At 72.4% G+C, this 20,590-nt stretch carries 18 protein-coding genes; 12 read left to right on the top strand and 6 right to left on the bottom strand.

Features of this window, described 5'->3' with window-relative positions; all coding sequences use genetic code 11:
- The first annotated feature begins 49 nt into the window (after positions 1 to 49).
- From ACSDR0_RS29255 to ACSDR0_RS29215, 9 genes are all read left to right on the top strand, one after another.
- Complete coding sequence (locus ACSDR0_RS29255; protein ID WP_435292117.1) at positions 50 to 1,150, top strand: hypothetical protein; 1,101 nt, start codon at positions 50 to 52, stop codon at positions 1,148 to 1,150.
- Entirely contained in the window at positions 1,072 to 1,488 is a 417-nt protein-coding gene (locus ACSDR0_RS29250; protein WP_435292116.1) for a LuxR C-terminal-related transcriptional regulator, read from the top strand. Before ACSDR0_RS29255 ends, ACSDR0_RS29250 begins: the two co-directional genes overlap by 79 nt.
- A 178-nt stretch (positions 1,489 to 1,666) precedes the next feature.
- Positions 1,667 to 2,170: a hypothetical protein gene (locus ACSDR0_RS29245; protein WP_435292115.1), complete on the top strand. Its 504-nt coding sequence runs from the start codon at positions 1,667 to 1,669 to the stop codon at positions 2,168 to 2,170.
- Positions 2,170 to 3,618 carry a hypothetical protein gene (locus ACSDR0_RS29240; RefSeq protein ID WP_435292114.1) on the top strand — a complete coding sequence of 483 codons (1,449 nt, stop codon included), beginning with the start codon at positions 2,170 to 2,172 and terminating at the stop codon, positions 3,616 to 3,618. Before ACSDR0_RS29245 ends, ACSDR0_RS29240 begins: the two co-directional genes overlap by 1 nt.
- The gene (locus ACSDR0_RS29235) at positions 3,615 to 5,072 is read left to right on the top strand and encodes a vWA domain-containing protein (protein WP_435292113.1); all 1,458 of its coding nucleotides are present in this window, start codon (positions 3,615 to 3,617) and stop codon (positions 5,070 to 5,072) included. The genes ACSDR0_RS29240 and ACSDR0_RS29235 overlap by 4 nt, the downstream gene beginning before the upstream one ends.
- A gap of 9 nt (positions 5,073 to 5,081) precedes the next feature.
- Complete coding sequence (locus ACSDR0_RS29230) at positions 5,082 to 6,197, top strand: ATP-binding protein (RefSeq protein ID WP_435292112.1); 1,116 nt, start codon at positions 5,082 to 5,084, stop codon at positions 6,195 to 6,197.
- Positions 6,198 to 6,319: 122 nt separating this feature from the next.
- Positions 6,320 to 9,103 (top strand): DUF5682 family protein, encoded by a 2,784-nt coding sequence (locus tag ACSDR0_RS29225; RefSeq protein WP_435292130.1) that lies wholly within the window; start codon positions 6,320 to 6,322, stop codon positions 9,101 to 9,103.
- 297 nt (positions 9,104 to 9,400) lie between these two features.
- On the top strand, positions 9,401 to 10,651 hold the full coding sequence (locus tag ACSDR0_RS29220) for a sensor domain-containing protein (protein WP_435292111.1): 1,251 nt from the start codon (positions 9,401 to 9,403) through the stop codon (positions 10,649 to 10,651).
- Complete coding sequence (locus ACSDR0_RS29215; protein ID WP_435292110.1) at positions 10,636 to 11,286, top strand: response regulator transcription factor; 651 nt, start codon at positions 10,636 to 10,638, stop codon at positions 11,284 to 11,286. Before ACSDR0_RS29220 ends, ACSDR0_RS29215 begins: the two co-directional genes overlap by 16 nt.
- Before the next feature lie 55 nt (positions 11,287 to 11,341).
- Here ACSDR0_RS29215 and ACSDR0_RS29210 read toward each other — a convergent pair whose 3' ends face one another.
- Together ACSDR0_RS29210 and ACSDR0_RS29205 are read right to left on the bottom strand one after the other, a co-directional pair.
- On the bottom strand, positions 11,342 to 12,898 hold the full coding sequence (locus ACSDR0_RS29210) for an alpha/beta hydrolase (protein WP_435292109.1): 1,557 nt from the start codon (positions 12,896 to 12,898) through the stop codon (positions 11,342 to 11,344).
- Between the two features lie 319 nt (positions 12,899 to 13,217).
- Positions 13,218 to 13,457, bottom strand: coding sequence for a hypothetical protein (locus ACSDR0_RS29205; protein ID WP_435292108.1), 240 nt, complete (start codon positions 13,455 to 13,457; stop codon positions 13,218 to 13,220).
- A gap of 166 nt (positions 13,458 to 13,623) precedes the next feature.
- On the opposite strand from ACSDR0_RS29205, the gene ACSDR0_RS29200 reads away from it, so the two are divergent.
- Both ACSDR0_RS29200 and ACSDR0_RS29195 read left to right on the top strand, forming a co-directional pair.
- Complete coding sequence (locus ACSDR0_RS29200; protein ID WP_435292107.1) at positions 13,624 to 14,895, top strand: sensor histidine kinase; 1,272 nt, start codon at positions 13,624 to 13,626, stop codon at positions 14,893 to 14,895.
- The gene (locus ACSDR0_RS29195; protein ID WP_435292106.1) at positions 14,883 to 15,542 is read left to right on the top strand and encodes a response regulator; all 660 of its coding nucleotides are present in this window, start codon (positions 14,883 to 14,885) and stop codon (positions 15,540 to 15,542) included. The genes ACSDR0_RS29200 and ACSDR0_RS29195 overlap by 13 nt, the downstream gene beginning before the upstream one ends.
- Positions 15,543 to 15,806: 264 nt before the next feature.
- Here ACSDR0_RS29195 and ACSDR0_RS29190 read toward each other — a convergent pair whose 3' ends face one another.
- Positions 15,807 to 16,460, bottom strand: coding sequence for a TetR/AcrR family transcriptional regulator (locus ACSDR0_RS29190; RefSeq protein WP_435292105.1), 654 nt, complete (start codon positions 16,458 to 16,460; stop codon positions 15,807 to 15,809).
- An 82-nt stretch (positions 16,461 to 16,542) separates the two neighbouring features.
- Between ACSDR0_RS29190 and ACSDR0_RS29185 the strand changes: the two genes are divergently transcribed.
- Positions 16,543 to 17,211, top strand: a complete 669-nt coding sequence (locus ACSDR0_RS29185; RefSeq protein WP_435292104.1) for a GAP family protein — start codon at positions 16,543 to 16,545, stop codon at positions 17,209 to 17,211.
- Between the two features lie 167 nt (positions 17,212 to 17,378).
- On the opposite strand, the gene ACSDR0_RS29180 is transcribed toward ACSDR0_RS29185, so the two are convergent.
- From ACSDR0_RS29180 to ACSDR0_RS29170, 3 genes are all read right to left on the bottom strand, one after another.
- A complete protein-coding gene (locus ACSDR0_RS29180) occupies positions 17,379 to 18,362 on the bottom strand; it encodes a tetratricopeptide repeat protein (RefSeq protein WP_435292103.1) in 984 nt (327 codons plus the stop codon).
- 292 nt (positions 18,363 to 18,654) lie between these two features.
- Entirely contained in the window at positions 18,655 to 19,500 is an 846-nt protein-coding gene (locus ACSDR0_RS29175) for an ABC transporter ATP-binding protein (RefSeq protein ID WP_435292102.1), read from the bottom strand.
- Entirely contained in the window at positions 19,497 to 20,549 is a 1,053-nt protein-coding gene (locus ACSDR0_RS29170; RefSeq protein ID WP_435292101.1) for a FecCD family ABC transporter permease, read from the bottom strand. Before ACSDR0_RS29170 ends, ACSDR0_RS29175 begins: the two co-directional genes overlap by 4 nt.
- Positions 20,550 to 20,590 lie beyond the last annotated feature (41 nt).

Genomic DNA, 20,590 nt, shown 5'->3' with positions numbered 1-20,590 from the left:
ATCGATCGGACGATGTGACCCCGCCGTGCGCGCGGCGAGGATGCTCCGCATGACGAGGGAAAGACGAGCCACCCCTGGCACCGTGCACCGTAACGCGTGGTTTCCGGGCCACGTGATCGGAGGGGTGGCGCTCGTCGTCGGGCCGGTCGTGTGGTTCGCGGGTCTGCTGCTGCGCCACCTGATCCTTCACTCGGGGACCTTCACCTCCGAGCAGCTCGCCCGGTTCGGCGAGCAGCCGTTCGCCGCCCCCGCGCAGCTGGCCGCGTACGCGCGTGATCCGGCGCTGGTCACGGCCGGTTACGCCGTTTTCTGCGCGGGGGCCGTGCTGTTGTGTCCCGCGATCATCACGCTCGCGCGCGTCATCGCCACCCGGTGTCCCGGGCTCGCGTTCTGGGGTGCCGGGCTCTTCGTCCTCGGCCTGTTCTCGCGGCTGTACTTCACCGGTGTCGAGCAGACCCTGTTCCAGCTGACGGGGCGGCTGGGCCTCGAACAGACGACCGGGGTGGCGATGGACACCTACGTGGACATCTCCTACGGGCCGTGGCTGGTTCCCGTCCTCTGCTCCGCCGGGGCGTACCCGGGAACGCTGCTCCTGGCCGTGGGCGCCTACCGGTCGGGGACGTTCGGGCCGGGCCCGGTGCCTTCTGGTGCTCGGGTGGGGGACGCTGTGGGGAGGAGTGCTCAAGGAGAGCCTTCTCTCCGACGTCGTCGGGGCCGGCCTCGCCTGCCTCGCGTTCGTCCCTCTCGGCTTCCAGGTGCTGCGCGGCCGCCTTCCGGACGTCCGGACGTGGACGGAGCGGGCCGACCTCGTACCGCCGCGGCTCTTCAGCTGGTGACGGGCCCGCCTACGCTGGGCTCCGTGGTGGATACGTCATGGGTGTGGTCGCTACGCGATCGCCTGGCTCCTCGCGTGCCCCCCGCCCTCGCCTTCTGCGCCGCGTTCTTCCCCGTCGTCAGCGGGTCGCGGTATCTCCAGAATCTTCTGCAGCTGTCCCTGGTGCACGACTACGTGCTGGCGGCGGTGGTCGGACTGCTGGCCGCGTCCGGGGTCGCGGTGGCGCCGAGGCGGGTGTGGCCGCTGCTGACCACCTTCGACCTCGACGACTACGTCACACCGCCCTGCGGCTGGGAGCGGCCGGATTCCTGCTGAAGGACACCGCGCCTCGCGACCTGATCACGGCCATCCGCACGGTGGCCGAGGGCAACGCCATGCTCGCCCCGACGGTCACCAGACGGCTGATCGACGCGTTCGCCGACCGGCGGTCACCGGACACCCACGCCGCCCGGGAGCGGCTGGCCGTCCTCACCGGCAAGGAGAGGCAGGTCGCCGGTGCCGTCGCCCGGGGGCTGGCCAACAACGAGATCGCCCGCGAACTCGGCATGAGCGAGACCACGGTCAAGGCTCACGTCAGCCGCTCGCTCGCCAAGCTCGGGCTGACCAACCGCGTCCAGATCGCCCTCCTCATCCGCGACTCCGGCTCTCGGTGATCCTGTGAGCCCCCGTGCCGGGGACTCCGGCTCTCGGTGACCCCGCGGGTCCTCCCGTCTCGGCGAAACCGAGGGCACCCGGTGAACGCGAACGCTCGTGCCCTGCGCGCACTGCGACCGGCTCGTCGCCCGCACGGATCGGTGTTTCTGTCGGTGCGCGCCGCTAGGTTCCAGGTTCATGATCGACCGTTCAGCGGCCGGCAGGGCCGCATGGGAGCAGTGCAGCAGGGTGCGGGTGGTGCCACCCGTCCAGCCCCGCAAACTGGCGAAGGTCCCCTTCGTCGAGCTGGCGGACGGACGGTTGCAGGGCGTCGTGTCGAGCGGCTCGGACATCAGCCGCGTCTACGTCTCCTCCATCGCCGCCGCCACCCACGCCTACAACTGCAGCACCAACAACAACCGCCCGTGCGGCGGCCTGTACGGCTCGCCGTGCAAGCATCTGCGGGCCCTCGCCGCCGAGGCCGTCCTGCAGTACGGCGTCGACCGGGTGGCCCGTTACCTGCGGGCGGAGGTCTCCGAGGGGGCCGAGCTGATCGACTGCCTGCGGGGCGGCCACGAGCCCGCCCCCGCGGCCATGGTGTTCAGCCGCTTCCTGCGCCACCTGGCCTACCTGGAGCTGCCAGACACCACCGCGCCGATCCCCGAGCTCCACTGGTTCCCGGCCACGGGGGCGGTGCGCTGATGCTCCCCGTGCAGCTGACACGGCTGCTCGACGGCGACCCGGCGGGCCTCGGTGAGGCGCTGGAGCTGGTGACCGGCCTCGACGAGGCACTGGTGCACGGGCTGGCCCGGCTCGCCGAGGAGCGCGCCGCGGCGCTGACCGCCCTCGCCGACGCCTTCGCGCTCACCCCGCTGGGCGAGGGGCTGGCGGAGGCCACGGCCAAGATCACCGCTGGCTCGATCACCGAGGAGTCGCTGACGACGCTGGCCGGCGGCCGGGCCGCGCTGCTCGGCGCCGTGCACGACGCCCTGCTGACCGACCTGGACGCGGCTCTGGGGCGCGAGCGCGACACGTGGCAGGAGGCCGCGCCGGCCGCCGGGGCGGACGACACCGGCAACCCGCTCGGCGCCGCCCGGTCCTGGCTGTGCGAGCTGGCCATCACCGGCTGGCGCGGTGTCGACCACGGTCTCGTCTCCGCCGCGGACCAGGTCATCGAGGCGCTGCTCACCGTGCCGGGGCACCGCAGGCCGGCGGTGCTGCTCGACGGCCTCGCGGCCGAGTTGCGCGCCTCCTGCCCGGTCGGCACGATGGAGCGGCTGCCGGTACGGCGCTGGGCCGACCTGTGGACCAGAGCCCTCCTGCTGACCGGGGCGGGCGCCCGTCAGCCGGAGCCGTTCGAGCCGTCCGAGCCGTCTGAGCCGTCTGAGTTGTCGGGGCCGTCGGGGCCGTCGAAACTGTCGGGACGGCTGCTGATCCTCGGCGTCGACGTGCACGAGCACTCCACCGCCGTCCAGGCGCAGGTGCACGGGGTGCTGGAACCCGCGGGCGGCGGCCGGGTCCGGCTGGTACGCGTCAGCGTCGCCGCCGCCAAGGTGGACACCATCGCCGGCCCCGCCGTGTGGAAGCTGCTGCACCGCCACCCCCGGCTGCTGGGCGCGCTGGCCGAACGGCGCGGCCTGGACATCACCGACATGCCCGTGCTGGCGGGTGGCGACCTGGTGTGGGACGACAGCCGGGCGCGGGCCGGAGAGCCGGCCGACCCCTTCGCCGTGGCCAGGCTCCGGCTCGCCGGGGTGCTCGCGCCGGCGGTGCCGCCCCTCGACCGCCATCCGGTGCGCATCGCCGAGCCCGTGCTGGTGGAGGGCTACAAGGTCACCGCCGACGGCTCGTTCGACCTGGGCGACGTCGTGCTCACCGTCGACGCCGGCCTGCTGCCCGCCTGCGGACCGCTCACTCCGAAGCTGGTGGCGGGCTCCTCGGCGTGCGTCGGGCTGGTCCGCTGGGACGACGGCCGCTGGCTGCTGCAGCCGCTGGCCGTCCAGACCAAGGTCAAACGCGAGACGCTCGATGTGCACACCGGCGACTGGGCACTGGGGCCCACCGACCCCAAGGTGGTGAAGGCCGAGGCCAGGACCGGGGACGCGGTCACCATCCTGCGCGAGCGGGCCGGACGGTTGCTGCGACGATGAGCGAGAACAGTCAGGACACTGTGACGACCGCCGAGCAGAACCGGCGCCAGGTGCTTTACTGGCGGCTGCTCGCCCGCCTCTTCGACAACGACGAGCAGCCCGCGCTGGAGACCGCGAGCGCGGCCATCCTCGACGACCTCGGCCTGCCCGCGGCGTTGCTCGACCCCTCGGTATCGGTCGACACCCTGGTGCAGCGCTTCCCCGAGCTGGCCGCCGAGTTCCAGACCCTGACGACACCCCCGGAGCACACGGCCGGGCAGTCCGGTGAGACCGGGCAGGCCGGTGAGACCGCTCAAACCGGTGAGACCGCTCAAACCGGTGAGACGACTCAAGCCGGTGAGGCCGCTCAGGAGGTGCGCAGGGCGGCCCTGGTGTCGAAACTGCTGCTCAACGTCTTCGCCACCGGGGCGGGAGAGGTGACCGCCACCCGGCTCGCGGCCTGGCAGCAGGACGCGGGCTGGTTCAAGCAGGCCCTGGGCGGTACGCCCGGCCGCGGGACCGGCTACCGGGACAACCCCGAGGCGGGCAGCGAGAGCGGCCGCGGCGGCGGCACCGAGAGCGACCGCGAGCTGGCCGGGGTGCTGGCCGGTCTGGAGGCCGACCTGGTCAGCCGCATGCGGTTGCGCGAGGTGCTGGCCGACCCGGTGCTGGCCAGGCAGCTCACCCCGAGCATGTCGCTCGTCGAGCAGCTGCTGCGCGACAAGTCCAACCTCTCGGGGGTGGCGCTGGCCAACGCCAAGGCGCTGATCCGCAGGTTCGTCGACGAGGTCGCCGAGGTGCTCCGCACGCAGGTCGAGAAGGCCAGTGCGGGTGTCATCGACCGGTCGGTGCCGCCCAAGCGGGTCTTCCGCAACCTCGACGTCGAACGCACGATCTGGAAGAACCTCGTCAACTGGAATCCCGAGGACCAGCGGCTCTACGTCGACCGGCTGTACTACCGGCGCACCGCCAGGCGCACCACACCGGCCCGGATGATCGTGGTCGTCGACCAGTCGGGCTCGATGGTCGACGCGATGGTCAACTGCACCATCCTGGCGTCGATCTTCGCCGGGCTGCCCAAGGTGGACGTGCACCTGATCGCCTACGACACCCGCGCGCTCGACCTCACCCCGTGGGTGCACGACCCGTTCGAGGTGCTGCTGCGCACCCAGCTCGGCGGCGGCACCGACGGCACGGCCGCCCTGACCCTGGCCCAGCCCAAGGTCGCCGACCCGCGCAACACCGTGGTCGTGTGGATCTCGGACTTCTACGAATGGCGGTCCGACGCCGTCTTCGCCGGTATGGAGGCACTGCACCGCTCCGGCGTCCGGCTCATCCCGGTGGGCTCGGTGAACAGCGGCGGCCAGCAGAGCGTCAACCCGTGGTTCCGGCAGAAGCTCAAGGACCAGGGCACGCCGGTGATCTCCGGCCACATCCGCAAGCTCGTACTCGAACTGAAGAACTTCCTCGCTTAGGAGCCCCCCATGACCAACGAGATGTTGCGCGCCCCCGCCGAGGTGAAGTACGCCGAGGAACTCGACTGGCTGGAGTCGGTCGACGACGGTCCCAAGCCGTTCTCCTGGCGGCTCAGCCCACGGATGGTACGGCTGTTCGTGCTCGGCTCCGAGCGCTCCGACGGGCTGGAGCGGGAGATCCCGCAGAAGTGGTTCGGTGAGCGTAGCTTCGTCGAGCGCAGCATCGTGACGCTGGCCTCCGACCGCGGCCTGCTGTTGATCGGCGATCCCGGGACCGGCAAGAGCTGGCTGGCCGAGCTGCTCTCCGCGGCCATCTGCCGCAACTCCACCCTGGGCGTCCAGGGCACGGCCGGGACGACCGAGGACCACATCAAGTACTCGTGGAACGTCTCCATGGTGATCGCCAAGGGCCAGTCCCGCGCGTCGATGATCCCCTCGCCGATCATGACGGCGATGGAGCAGGGCGTGATCGGGCGCTTCGAGGAGCTGACCCGCTCGACCAGCGACGTGCAGGACGCCCTGATCTCGATCCTGTCCGAGAAGTACATGTCCATCCCCGAACTCGACACCGACAACATCGTGTTCGCCCGGCCCGGGTTCTCCATCATCGCCACGGCCAACAGCCGCGACCGGGGGGTGAACGACCTGTCCTCGGCGCTGAAGCGCCGGTTCAACTTCGTCAGGATCCCGGTCGTGACGAGCAAGGCCGCCGAGGCGGAGATCGTTCGTTTCCGCACCGAGGAGTTGCTGCGCCGCCACCGGATCGAGCTGGACCTGCCGCCCACGCTGCTGGACATCCTGCTGCGGAGCTTCGCCGACCTGCGCGCCGCGGCGGCCTCGGCGGGCAGCGAGGACGAGAAGCTGGAGTCGGCGCTGTCCACCGCCGAGCAGATCGGCGTGCTGGAGGACGCCATCCTGCACAGCAACTTCTTCGGCGACCGCACCCTGCGCGCCCAGACGCTGGCCGGCGCCCTGGTGGGCTCGCTGGCCAGGCGCGCCCCCGAGGACCTGGCCATCCTGAACAAGTACTGGCACGGGGTCGTCGAGCCGCGCAGCCAGAAGGAGGGCGGGGAGTGGACGGACTTCCTCGAAGGCGGCCGCCAAGCCATCTCCACCCTGTCATGAGCACCGGCATGAGCACTGACACGGGCACGAGCACCGGCACCGGCACTGACACGGGCACGGGCACGGGCACGGGCACCGGCACCGGCACCGGCACGAGCACAAGCACGGGCACGGGCACGGGCATGAGCACCTTCACCGCTCTGCGCGAGCAGCTCCTCGGCGCCGCCGCCGCCTTCACCGACGGCCCGGAGGCGCTGCCCGAGATCCTGGCGGGCCTGGTCGACGACGTCGACCGGGCGCTGCGCGAGGAGCTTGAGATCTTCCCGGTGTGCCACCACTCACCGGCCTCCGCGCTGGCCATGACGCGACGGCTGCGCGAGAAGCGGCCCAAGGTGATCTACCTGGAGCTGTGCGAGGACCTGCGGCCGTTGCTGGAGGAGCTGCGCAACTGCCGGCTGCCGGTGGCGCTGCAGGCGTTCGCCACCGAGCTCGACGGTTTCCCGCCCGGCTCCGGCCCGCTCAGCGTCGTGGCGCCGGTCACCGAGGCGTCGGCGGAGTACCAGGCCATCGCCTACGCCCTGGAGACCCCGGACGTCGAGCTGGTGCTGGTCGACCGCTCGTCGGACCACGTCTTCCAGTGGCTTCCCCAGGAGCCGTCCGAGCCGGTCGCCGCCGACCGCGAGGGCGACCTGCACGGCGACGCCGTGGGCGTCGAGGTGGGTGACCTGCGCCCGCGCTTCGCCGAGCTGGAGGAGCACCTGCTGCGCCACGGCAAGGTCCGGCACTGGTCGGAGTGGTGGGACCAGTACGTCGAGCAGCCGCTGACCGGCGCCGACTACGACACCTACCGGCAGGCCATGGCGCTGGTCGGCAGCCTGTTCCGGCGGCTGAGCCCGGGGGGCGACCGGCTGGCCGACGACGAGGAGCGCGAGCGCTACATGTGGACCCGGATCCACGGGCACCTCGCCTCCTCCGGCGCCGACCCCGCGCACTGCCTGTACGTGTGCGGCGCCTTCCACGCGGTCAGCACGGTGCCCGAGTTCGGGCTCGCGTCCGGCGCGCGGGACTACGTCATCACCCCCCGCACGGCCACCCGCTGGCTGTACGGGCTCATCCCCTCCAGTCACTCGGCCATCGAGGCCCAGTTCGGGCTGGCCCAGGGGTCGGTGTCGATCGCCGCGGCGACCTGGGCCAAGGCCGCGACGCGCGGCGGCGTCACCCCGTACCGGCTGGGAGGACAGCAGGGCACCCGCTCGCGCTCGCGGACCGCGCGGGCCGTGGAGCCGGCACCGCCGGAGCCGGTGGCCGACCGGCTGTCGGGATTCCTGGCCACCCCGCCCGTGCTGGACGGCCTGGACGAGGCCGAGCTGCGCGGATGGTGCGTCGACATCGTGCGGCTGGCCCGCCGCAACGGCTACCTGGCCAGTACGGCCGACGCCATCTCCGTGTTCGAGACGTCGATCCTGCTCGCGGGGCTGCGCAACCGGGCCAGGCCGACGCCGTACGACTTCCAGGACGCCGCCGTCACGTGCATCGAGAAGGACGCGGTGCCGGGCCGCCGCGACATCCGCCGCCTGTGCGAGATCCTGCTGGGCGGCGACCGGATCGGCCAGGTTGGCTACAACGCGCTCCCGCCGCTGGCCCGCGACGTGTACGACCGGCTGGAACCGCTCGGGCTCGACCTGGGCAAGCGCACCCAGCAGCGGGCGCTGCTCGACCTCACCGCCGATCCTGAGCTGGTGCCGTGCTCGGATCTGCTGTGGAAGCTGCGCTACCTGCTGCCCGAGGGCGCGGTCCGGCCCATCATGGGGACGCGCCGCCTGGGCGAGCGGCCGATTCAGGAGAGCTGGGACATCGCGATCGGCCGCCACCAGCGGTCGATCATCGAGCTGGGCTACGAGGGCGTCACCGTCGAGCAGGTGCTGGAACAGCGGCTGCGCCGCAAGGTGTGGGAGCCTCGGGCCACCGCGGGGATCGCCCTCGCGGCCGTGGAGGACGCCATCCTCTACCTGGGCGGCCGCCGCCTCGCCGACGAGCTCGGCAACCGCGCGGTGGAACTGCTGGCCTCCGAACGCACCGTGGACGACGCTCCCGAGGTGCTGCACCGGATCCGCCGGTTGCTGGCCCACTACCGGGCCACCCAGCCGGACCTGCCGGCCTGGTGCGAGGCGTTCGTCACGGCAGGCTACGCGCACTACTGCACGCTGCTGCCGACCGCCTTCGTGGACGAGGACACCGGTGTCCGCCAGGTCGGCGCGACGCTCGGCTTCCTGTTCACCATGGAGAACCTCGCGCTGTCGCTGGGCTGCGATCGGGCCCAGCTGGAGCTGGCGGTGCGGCAGTCGCACCCGGAGGCTCCCGCCAAGGTGGCGCTGCTGTGGGCGGCCAAAACCCAGCTGGGCCTGCTCCCACGGGCCGAGCTGCGTGCCCGGTGTGACGAGCTGCTGGCCAACCCGCTCGTCATCCCCTCCTTCCCTCTCTATCTGAGCGGGTTCGTCCAAGCGCTGGAGCCGGTTCCCGCCCTCGCGCCGTTCGTGGTCGAGGTGCTGTCCAAGGCGTTCGCCCGGTTGCCCGACCCGGTCCTGCTGCCGTGGCTGCCGACGCTGATCACGACGCTGCGGCGGCACGCGCTGGAGCTGGTGCCGGTCCTCGTCCGCGAGGCGGGCCGGACCTTCCCCGCGGGGCTGGCCGAGCTCGACGCGTGGACTCCGCCGTGGGCGGGACCGGCGTCCGCGCCCGCGAAAGCGGTCCGGCGCGCGCCGAGCGGGCCGAGCGGGCCGGTGGCCGGCCTGCTGGCCGGACACCCGCAGGCGTGCGACGCCGTGGCCATGCTGCTCGGCTACCCGGCGGAGTGGCCGGTGCCCGCCGGTGGCACGGCGGCGGGCACCGGCGGAACGGCGGCGGGCGAGCTGCTCGCCCGGCACCCGGCGACGACCGGCGCGGTCGTGGCACTGCTCTCCGGCTGAGGGCCGACTGAGGACCGGCGGGGACGCGGCACCGCTCTCCGGTTGAGGACCGGCGGGGGCGCCGCCCCGGGGGAACGGCGAGAATCCCGCCCGATCATGCCGATCGGGCGGGATTCTCGCCGTTCCCGGACCGCGCTCACCGGCGCCCCGCCCGGCGGCGCATCCGGGCACGGTGCGCGTTTCCACAGTGCCGCGGTCCGTACGAGCGCCAGCGCCGTCACGGTAGGGCCAGGTCTACCATCGCTCCTCCACCGCGAGCCCGTTCGCGAGGAACCCGCTGCTCCTAAGGTTGTCCGGGTGACGAACGGTGGCTCTGTGTGGCGGGTGATGGCGGGCAACCCGTCGCGCTTCCTCCTGTCCTGGTGGCCGTTGCGATGCCTGGCCTACCTGTTCGGTACGGTCGTGCTCGCCATGGCGGCGTGGCCGGTGATGCTCCTGCTGCTGCCACTCCCGCCCGTGCTCGTCCTCATGGGGATGCCGGTCGGGATGCTGGAACGGCGCCGGCTCGTCCCGCTTGAGCGGGTTCCGGTGAGAAGCCCGCACGCCACCGCGCCCGATGGTGTGGGTGCCTGGCTGCGGCTGCGGCTGGGTGAGAGCGCGACGTGGCGGGAACTGGGCTACACGTTGTGCCTGCTGTCCGTTCTGTTCGTCGTCGATCTCATCGCTCTCTCCGTCCTGTTCGTCTTCCTCCTCCTGCTGGTCCTCCCGCTGCTGATCGCGGCCGGGGCCGCGGTCCAGGTGGACATCCGGCTGGGCGGGCTGGTCGTCGACACGATGGGCGAGGCATGGGCCGTCGCCGCCGTGGCCGGCCTGCCCGGCACGGTCCTCACGGTCTACGCGCTGTGCGTCCTCGCCGGGGCCCAGGCGGCGTTCGCCCGGTGGCTGCTCGGCCCGGCGCGGGCCGAGCTGGACCGGCGGGTGGAGGAGCTCTCGACGTCGCGGACGCGGCTGGTCGACGCCTTCGAGGCCGAGCGCCGCCGCATCGAGCGGGACCTGCACGACGGGGCGCAGCAGCACCTGGTGTTGCTGAACATGAATCTGGGGCTGCTGGAAGCCGAGATCGCCGGGGAGGACCCGCGGATGGGCGAGCTGGTGGGCGAGGCCCGCCGGCAGGCGCGGCAGGCCCTGGAGGTGCTCCGCGAGCAGATCCGCGGCATCCATCCCCAGGTTCTGACCGACCTCGGGCTGGTGGCGGCCGTCGGCGAGCTCGCCGAGCGCTGTCCGGTCCCGGTCGAGGTCGACCTCGCCCTGGCGCGGCGCCTGCCCGCCGCGGTGGAGTCCACCGCGTACTTCGTCGTCTCCGAGGCGATGACCAACGTGGTCAAACACGCCGCGGCCGGCCGGATCACGGTCGGCGGCGGGCTCGCGGGCGGACGCCTGCTCGTGACGATCACCGACGACGGCCGTGGCGGCGCCGACCCGGCCCGGGGCAGCGGCCTGCGGGGCCTGGCGGACCGGGTCGCCGTGCTGGATGGCACCCTGGTAGTCAGCAGCCCCGAGGGGGGACCCACCACAGTGCGGACCGAACTGCCATGTCGTTGCGAATAGTGCTCGCCGAGGACTCCGCGCTAATGCGCGCCGGTCTGGTCGGCCTGCTGGAGCGTTTCGGGCACACTGTCGTAGCGGCCGTGGGCGACGCCGACGCCCTGAGGGCCGCGGCTCGGGCTCACCGCCCCGACCTGGTCGTCACCGACGTGCGGATGCCGCCCGGCTACACCGACGAGGGGCTGCGCGCGGCGGTGGAGCTGCGGGCCACCGACCCGGGCGCGGCGGTGCTGGTGCTGTCGCAGTACGCCGCGACCGCCTACGCGGCGGAACTTCTCGCGCCCACCGGCCAGGCCGGGGTCGGGTACCTGCTCAAGGACCGTATCGGGGAGATCGCCGACTTCGCCGACGCGGTGACCCGGGTCGCGGCGGGCGAGACCGTCATCGACCCCGACGTGGTCCGGCAATTGCTGGCGCGGCAGCGCGTCACCGATCCGCTCGACCGGCTCACCCCTCGGGAGCGGGAGGTGCTCGGCCAGATGGCCGAGGGCCGCTCCAACCCGTCGATCGCCCGCACGCTCGGCGTCGGCGACGCCGCGGTCGCCAAGCACATCGGCAACATCTTCATGAAACTGGACCTGCCCGCCGAGGACGGCCACCGCCGGGTGCTGGCCGTCCTCACCTACCTGCGGAGCTGACCCGGTGACCCGCGTACCGCCCTCGCGGTTCGCGGGTCACCGGAACGGCGCGCTGTCACCCGGTGGTTCCGCCGGGCGTGCCGCAGGTGACATCGCCGCCGGGCAGAACGCCGTCGACCAGATACCGGTCGACAGTGGCGTCGACGCAGGTGTTGCCGGCCGCGAGGTAGACGCCGTGGCGGAAGGCGCCGGACAGGGTGACCATGCGGGAGCCGGTCAGCGCCCGGCGCATGGCCCGCTGGCCCGGGTAGGGGGTGGCGGGGTCGCCGTCGGCACCGACGATCAGCATCGGGACGTGGTTGCCGACCGTGGTGGCCGGTTCCGCCGGCGCGGTCGGCCAGAACGCGCACGGGGTGATGTTGCGGGTCAGCGGCCCGAACAGCGGTTCGTCGGCGCGGTGCGCCTGGATGTCGCGGAAGTAGGTCCCGGGGTCGCGCGAGACGGCTCGGTCGGCGCAGAGGATCGGGGCTCCCGCCCTGTCGGTGGCCGCGCCGGCACCGGTGAACAGTCCGGCGAGGAACTCCTTCAGCGACGGCGGGGGCACGCTGGCGGCACCGCGGGCGGCGGCGGCCAGCACCCGCGCCTCCGCGGCAAGGCCGGCGTACGCCTCCGCGCTGTCGTCATAGAGGCGGACGAACAGGAGGTACGGGACGACGTGCGCGTCGATCCGGTACGCGCCCACCCGCAGCGGACGCCGGGCCGCGGCCCGGTCGATCCGGTCCACGGTGGCCAGGACCTCGGCCGTCGTGTCGCCCAGGCCGTACTCGTCGTCATGATCGGCGGCCCAGCCCGCCCAGCGCCTGAGAGCGGCGGTGATGGCCGGAGCGTTCCGCGAGATCAGGCCGGGGCCGTAGACGCCCGGGTCGACCGCGCTGTCCAGCACGACCCGGTCCGCCCGCGCGCCGAACATCTGCGTGTAGACGGCGCCCAGATAGGTGCCGTACGAGTACCCGAGGTAGGACAGTTTCGGCTCGCCGAGGGCGGCGCGGATCACGTCCATGTCGCGGGCGGTGTTGCGGGTGGAGGCATGCGGCAGCAGGTCACGGTCGCCCTGGGCGCATCCGGCCGCCAGCTTCCTCATCAGGGCCACGCCGTCGTCGAAGGTGCGGCGGTTCGGGCCGGCCGACCGCAGGAAGGTGTCGGTCGTCCACCGGCAGCGCATCGGCGTGCTGCGGCCCACGAAGCGCGGATCCATCCCGATCAGGTCGTAGCGGGCCGCGACGGCGGGCATGTTCTGGTTGAGAAGCACCTGTTCCACTCCGGTGGCCCCCGGGCCTCCGGGATTGATCAGCAGGGCGCCACGGCGGCGGCCGGGATCGGTGGCCTTGATCCGCGATATCGCGATCGTGATGGTCCGCCCGCCGGGCAGGCGGTAGTCCAGCGGAACGGTGATCGTGCCACACCGGGCCTTGGCCGCGTCCAGGGCCCCGCCGAGTTCGTCGGCCGGCCCTGTCCGGCAGCCGTGCCAGTCGATCGGCCGCTGCTGGGACAGGGCCGGCCCGTCGGCCCCGGTGTGGTCGACGGCACCGGCCGACGCCTGACCGGTGGCCGGGATACCGGCCACCAGTGCCGCGCCCGCGGCGACGGCCGTGACGATCCTTCGTCCACGCACGGAATTCTTCTCCTCCGGATGATGTCGCCGCCGGGCCAGGACCCCGGCGGTCGATCCGGATCGACCCTACGAACGCCCACCTCGCCGACGCGATGGCGTAGCCTGCCGCACGCGTGGTGGTGTTCCCGGGTGTCCCGGGGTAGACCGGGCACTACGTCGACCGCGACGACGTCCCCGCCACCGGCCGGCGAGGACGAGGTGGCCGTGCTCGTCGGACAGGCCCGTAGGAGATCGTTGGACAGGCCCGTAAGAAGATCGGGCCCTGTCGAAAGCGCCTCTCCCGCCCGTGGGCCGCGAGCCGTCGTCGCCGTGAAGGACCTCACCGACGCAGGCGCAGGTAGTGGTGGATGATCAGCGCGGCGGCGCACGCCAGGGTGAGCAGCCCGGCCCCGATTCCGGCGAGCACGCCGGCATCGGCGGAGAAGGCCACCATGACGCAGAGCGCGCCGGCCGCCAGCAGGAGCCACAGCACGGGACGTACCATCCCGTCCCGAGCGCCGGCGGGACGTGCCGAAGGTGGCGTCTCGAAGTTCCCGGGAACGCGGTGGGGGTCGGTCACGGCGTGCTCCTCACTCGAACCGTTCGTCACCCGCCGACGCTACGGACCACCGCGGACGCCGGCGATCCCGCCAACGAGACGGGCGAGGTACAGCAGGCTGTACTCCTTGACCGGCGATCTGACGACGGCCCGGATGGTGCCCTATGGTCTGGTTCAGGAGGTGCGGATGCCGACTCATGACCCCCCGGCCGGGCGGAAACCGGCACGTCGGTGGGACGTGTTCGCCCGCGCCCGCACCACCCTGGACGCGTTCGAACACCTCGTCGGCGGGCTGGGCACCACGGTCCTGGCGCTGGTCGCGCTCCTGCTGGTGGCCGCCACCGCACTGGCCTGCCTCGTCGGCGTGGGCGTGCTCCTGGTGCCCGCCGCGCTGCGCGGGCTGCGCGCCGTCGCCGACCGGGAGCGCGCGCGGCTCTCCCGCTGGGGCCCGGAGATCATCGGCCCGGATCCGGTGCCGGCCGGGCTGCGCGACGCCCTCACCGATCCGACCACGCGCCGGGAGCTGGGCTGGGTGGTCACCCACGCCACGCTCGGGCTGTTCCTCAGCCTGATCGGTCTCACGATGTCCTTCAGCGCGGTGACCAACACCACCTTCCCGCTGTGGTGGCGGCTGCTACCGCCGGAGGAGGCGTCCAGCTCGGCCATGGGGCTGTGGACCGTGCGGGACCTGCCCAGCGCCCTCGGGGTCGGCCTGCTCGGCTTGGGATGGATCGTCGTCACCATGCTCCTCGCACCGGGCATGGCGCGGCTGCAGGCGTGGCCCGGCCGGCGACTCCTGTCCGCCGACCCCGGCACCGACCTCGCGCTACGTGTCGCGCAGCTCACCGCGACCCGCGCCGCCGCGCTGGACGCGCACGCCGCCGAGCTGCGGCGGATCGAACGGTCGCTGCACGACGGGACCCAGAACCGGATCGTCGCCGTCTCCATCCTGCTCGGCGCGGCCCGCCGCGCGCTGGCCCGCGACCCGTCCGGCGCCGAGGCCATTCTCGAACGCGCGCAGGACGCCGCCGAGCAGGCACTCGCCGAGCTTCGCGCGGTCGCCCGCAGCATCCTGCCTCCGGTACTGACCGACCGGAGCCTCTCGGACGCGCTGACCGGGCTGGCCACCACCTGCCCGGTGTCCTGCCGGATCGAGGCCGACATCCCCGACCGGTGCGCCGCGTCCGTCGAGGCCACCGCCTACTTCGTGGTGGCCGAGGCGCTCACCAACATCGCCCGGCACAGCCATGCCCGGCACGCCACGGTCACGGTCCGCCGCCGCGACGACCGCTTACACCTTCAGATCACCGACGACGGCCACGGAGGAGCGGACGAGCACGGCGGGTCCGGGCTCGTCGGCATCCGCCGCCGTACCGAAGCACATGACGGGACGCTCATGCTGACCAGCCCTCCCGGCGGGCCCACCACCCTCGATGTGAGCCTGCCATGCGGATTGTGATCGCCGAGGACGACCCGCTCCTGCGCGAGGGCCTCGCGCTGCTGCTGCGCGCGGAGTCACTCGACGTCGTGGCGACCGCCGCCGACGCCGACGGCTTCCTGGCCGCCGTCGACGCCCACGAGCCGGATGTCGCCATCGTCGACGTCCGGATGCCGCCGACCCACACCGACGAGGGGATCACCGCGGCCGTCGAGGCCAGGCGCCGCCAGCCTGACCTGGCCGTTCTCGTGCTGTCCGCGTACGTCGAGCAGGCCTTCGCCACCGAACTGCTCGCCCAGGGCAGCGCCCGCCTCGGATACCTCCTCAAGGAGAGGGTCGGACGCGTCGAGGAGTTCATGAACGCGCTGCGCCGGGTGGCGGCCGGAGGCACGGCCATCGATCCCGAGGTCGTCGCGCAGCTTTTCGCCCGTACCCGGCCCGACACCAGGCTGGAGCGCCTCAGCCCCCGCGAACGCGACGTACTGGCCCTGATGGCCGAGGGACTGGGCAACACCGCCATCGCCGAACGGCTCTTCGTCACCGACGGCGCCGTTCACAAGCACATCCGCAGCATCTTCGCCAAGCTCGACCTGGCGCCCGCCGACCGGGCGGACCGGCGCGTCACCGCCGTCCTGCGCTATCTCGAAGACGCCCAGCGCCGAGCCTGACCGCCGGCCGTCCGGCCCGGCCCGCCACGCGCCCTCGCCCGGCTCTCCGCCGACCAGCACGTCATCTCCGCCGACCAGCACGTCATCTCCGCCGGCCAGCATGTCATCTCCGCCGGCCGCACCGAACGACGAGGGAGAGCGGCGCGACGAGCGCGGAACGCTCCGCCGCGGTGACGCGCCGTTCACGACCGCCCCGGGGGCCGGTCGTCCGACCCGTCAGTCCCGGCATCGTCGAACCCGCGCGGCCTGCGCCGCGCTTTCGACTCACGGTTGGTGCGCGTCCCGATCCGGCCGCGCACAAGGTACGGCTTGTAGCAGTGAACGCAGCAGTCGCGCGGCGGTGTCGGCGGACACTTCGCCGGGTGTGTTCACGATCTGGGCGGCGAGTCCGTCGACGAACGTGTGCAGGAGCGCCGCCCAGAGCTCGACCTGGGCATCAGGGTGCGGGAGCGTGGCCTGGCTCACTTCGCGGGTCGTCTCGTATCCGCGTATGGAGGCGATGCACTGACGGTACAGCGCCCGTTGGTCGTTCCACGTCGTAGAGCCTCCTTCCGGAGGGTGTTGACGTTCCCATTCCACGATCGCCGACCACAGCGCGTATTCCTCGCGCCGCTCGGCATCGAGCGGCAGCATCTCCTCCACGATCGTGGCGATCCGTTCGACCACCGAACCTTGGGTGTGGGGCCGCTGGACGCGTGGGAGGACCCGTCGACGGAGGGTGTCGGTGGTGGCCCGCACGACGTAGGCCTGCAATTCGTGCTGATTGCTGAAGTAATGCCGCAGGGACCCGGTGGACCAGCCGGCTTCGGCGGCGACTCCGCGGACGCTCACACCGGCGAGGCCTTCGCGCAGGATCACCCGGATGGCGGCCTCGCCGAGCTCGGCCCGTCGCTGGTCATGATCAACGAGTCGCGGCACCTTCACATGCTAACACGCCCGTGTTATTTTAACTGACACGGGCGTATTATTACGACTCGTTGACTTCCGTAAGGAGGCCGGGTTGTCGATCGAGACGATCGGGGCGGTGCTCGCGCTGGCCCTGCTCGACACGCTGAGCCCCACCGTGATCGGGATAACCCTCTATCTGCTGCTGGCCAGGCCGCACCGCGTGGGCGCGCTGCTCGGCGTGTACCTCGGATCGGTCGCGATCGCGTACTTCGCCTTGGGCGCGCTGCTCATGCTCGGCCTGGGCGCCGTCGTGCCGATCGTCGATGACAGCGTGTGGACCTGGGGACAGGCCGTCCTCGGCGTGGCGCTCATGGTGGGGAGCTACTTCATCCCCGACAAGAACCCCGAACGTGCGTCCATCCGGGCCCGGACCTTCACCCTGCGCTCGATGCTGCTGCTGGGGCTGGGGACCTGGCTGTTCGAGTTCGCCACCGCCGTGCCGTACTTCGCCGCGATCGGCGTCATGACCTCGGCCGGCCTGCCCGCCGTCCAATGGTCGCCGCTCCTCGGCGTGTACGTGACCATCATGGTGATGCCGGGCGTCCTGCTCCTCGCCGCATGGGCGGCCCTGGGCGAACGGATGCGTGAACGGTCTGAGCGGTGGCAGAAAAAGCTCTCCTCGGGATCCCGCACGACACTGCGCTGGATCGTCGGGATAGCGGGATTACTGATCCTCCTGGACGCGGCACCAGACCAGATCACCGTCACGATGGGTCCGTGACCGCCCGCATCGGCACCTCGACGAAGCTCGCGTACGTTGCGGCCTGCTCCTCGGCCGGAAACTCCACCGGCACGGCGTGGTGGGGGCATGCGGTGACCCGGCCCCCGGTGGCCATCCGCACACGGATTCGTCAGCCGTCTTCACCGCCGTCTTCGCCGCTGTTTTCGTCAACCGTCTTCACCACCGTCGAGCGCTTCGCGCAACCGGAGGGCGGCATGCCGGTCCCCGGCCTCGGCCCGCGCCCGCAGTTCCTCCAGCCGCCCCTGCTCGGCCAGCAACCGCGCCAGCCGGTCGGCGGCGTACGCGCTGCCGGCGTCGGCCAGCTCACGTAACGCGTCCAGCCGCCCCTGCCCGGGTCGCGGCCCCAGCCGGTTGGCGACGGATTCGCCCTCGATGCCGGCCAGCCCCTGGCCGGGCAGTTGCGCCAGCCGGTCGGCGGCCGCCCAGTCTCCCGCCTCGGCCCGTGCCCGCAGCAACGCGATCGCCTCCTCGACCCGTCCCAGCCCGGCGAGCACCTGCGCCAGCTTGTAGGCGGAGTCGTTGTCGCCGGCGTCGGCCCATGCCCGCAGGAACGCGATGGCCTCCTCGACCCGCCCCAGCCCGGTCAGCAGATCGACCAACCCGAACTTGGCGGACTCGTAGCCCGCCTCGACCCGTGCCCGCAGCAGGGCGATCCCCTCCTCGGTCCGGTCCTGCTCGACCAGCGCTCGCGCCAGCCGATTCGTGGTGAGCCAGTAGACGTCCTCGGCCCGGTGGAAGAGCGCCAGCGCCTCGTTCATCCGCCCGTGCTCGGCCAGAATCTCCACCAACCAGCTGGTGACGGCGACATCACCCGCTGAAAGCCGTGCGTGCAGCAGAGCGATCGCCTCGTCCGCCTGCCCGTGCCCGAGCATGATCTCGACCGTCAAGTCGGCGGCGTACACGGTGCCGGGGGCGTACATGTGCGCGACGGCCCGAGGCCGCAGCAGAGCGATCGCCTCTCCCGCCCGCCCCTGGTCGGCCAGCAGCTTCGCCAGGTGGTAGCAGGCGGACTCGTCTCCGCCCGCGGCCCGCGCCCGCAGCTCCTCCACCGTCCACAGCGCCGCTTCCTCGTCGCTGAGAAACCGGGAAGCGGCCGGCGCGGGCGGCGTCGGGGGGTCTGTCGCGGTCACCGGAACCGATCGCGGCGGCAGGAGCCCGCGGACGAGCCCTCCGGCACGGCCGAGCGTGCGAAACCAGCGATCCAAGCACGGAAAACCGCTCACCGGGCTCATGCCGTCCACCTCCATGTCCAGCCGCCGCGAGGACACGCGAAAACTGCGAACCATGCGATCTTCCCGGCGTGCATGCACCGCATCATGGAGGCGGTCGCTTGGAGGTCACTTGGAAAGGGCCGGTTCGTCTGGTCACCGGCGCACCCGAACCGAGGGGAACGGGGCTCGTTCTCGCCCCGCTCCCCTCACCTCATCGCGCCGGCGGCGCCGAGTCGCCCGGCGGCACGGAAGGCCGGGGCCGGATGTGGTGACGGCCGATGGGGAGCATCAGGGGGCGGCCGGAGACGGGGTCCTCGATGATGCGGCTGTCGAGGCCGAAGACGGTGCGGACGCTGTCTTCGGTGAGGACCTCGGCCGGGGGGCCGGAGGCGTGGAGGCGGCCGTCGGCGAGGGCGATGAGGTGGTCGGCGTAGCGGGCCGCGAGGTTGAGGTCGTGCAGGACCATCACGATGGTGGTGCCGCGGGTGCGGTTCAGGTCGGTCAGCAGGTCGAGGACTTCGACCTGGTGGCTGGCGTCGAGGAACGTGGTGGGCTCGTCGAGAAGGAGCAGGTCGGTCTGCTGGGCCAGGGCCATGGCGATCCAGACCCGTTGGCGCTGACCGCCGGACAGCTCGTCGACGGCACGATCCGCCAGATCCGTCGTCTGCGTGGCCTCCAGGGCGGCGGCCACCGCGGCGTCGTCCCTGTCGTTCCACCGGGAGAAGATCCCCTGGTGGGGATGGCGGCCGCGGCCGACGAGGTCGAGCACGGTGATGCCCTCGGGCGCGACCGGCGACTGGGGCAGCAGCCCGAGCGTGCGGGCCAGTTCCTTGGCGGGCATGCGGTGCACCTCCTTGCCGTCCAGGACGACACGACCCTCACGGGGCCTGAGCAGCCGGGACAGCGAGCGCAGGAGCGTCGACTTCCCGCAGGCGTTCGCGCCGACGATGACCGTGATCTCGCCGGGCGGCACGATCAGGTCGAGGGACTCGACGACGACGCGGTCGCCGTAGCCGAGCGTGAGGCCCTCGGCCGCGAGAGAGTGGGACGTGGTCACAGCGAGCCTCCGGCCCGATGGGTGCGGACGATCAGATAGACGAGATACGGCGCGCCGAGGACACCGGTGACGACGCCGACCGGGTAGCGAAGGTCGAACGCGAACTGGCCGGCGAAGTCGGCGACGAGGACCAGGAGGGCGCCGACGAGCCCCGCGGGCACGAGCAGGGAGCCGTCCGCGCCGACGAGCCGGGCCGCGATGGGGCCGGACAGGAACGCCACGAACGCGATCGGCCCGGCCGCCGACGTGGCGAAGGCGATCAGGCCGACGGCGGCGACGATCACTATGAGGCGGGTGCGTTCGACGCGGACCCCGAGGGCGGAGGCGGTGTCGTCGCCGAGCCGCATCGCCGACAGGTCGCGCGCCTGGGACAGCAGGACGGGAGTGAGGACGACCAGCGCGACGAGGACGGGCAGGACCTGTTCCCAGGTCGTGCCGTTGAGGCTGCCGGTCAGCCAGCGCAGGGCCTCCTGGAGGTCCCATTCGGCGGCCTGGGACAGGACATAGGAGGTGATGCTTTCGAGGATCGCGGCGATCCCGATGCCGATCAGGATGAGCCGCGTGCCGACGACGCCGTCCCGGAACGCCAGGGTGTACACCAGCAGGGCGACGGCGAGGGTGGAGACGATGGCGAGGGCCGACACCTGGAGCCCGCCGAGGGAGAGCGACACGATCGCGATGGCCGCCGCGGCGCTCGCCGCCCAGCTGATGCCGATGATGTCTGGGCTGGCCAGCGGGTTGCGGAGCATCGTCTGGAAGGTGACGCCGGACAGGCCGAAGCTGAATCCCGCGATCACGGCGAGGACGGCCCGCGGCAGCCGGAGCCGCCCGACCGTGAAGGACGCCCCCGGGACCTGCTCGCCGAGGATGACGCGGACCACGTCGCGGGGCGGGTAGAACGTCTGCCCGGCCATCAGGGTCACGGCGAACCCTGCGACGACGAGCACCGCCAGCGTCAGGATGACGAGGAGGCGGCGGGAGGCGCGCCGACGGCGGCCTCGGACGACGACCTGGACGACGGGCGGCCGGGTGACGGCGGGGGCGCTCACGACTCCTCCTTCGTCGGAGCCGCGAGCGCGGCGCTGCTGTG

The organism is Streptosporangium sp. G11, from assembly GCF_051192615.1.
Taxonomy (GTDB): Bacteria; Actinomycetota; Actinomycetes; order Streptosporangiales; family Streptosporangiaceae; genus Streptosporangium.
Note: the sequence above shows the minus strand (reverse complement) of the source record. Positions and strands in the feature narration are given on the sequence as shown.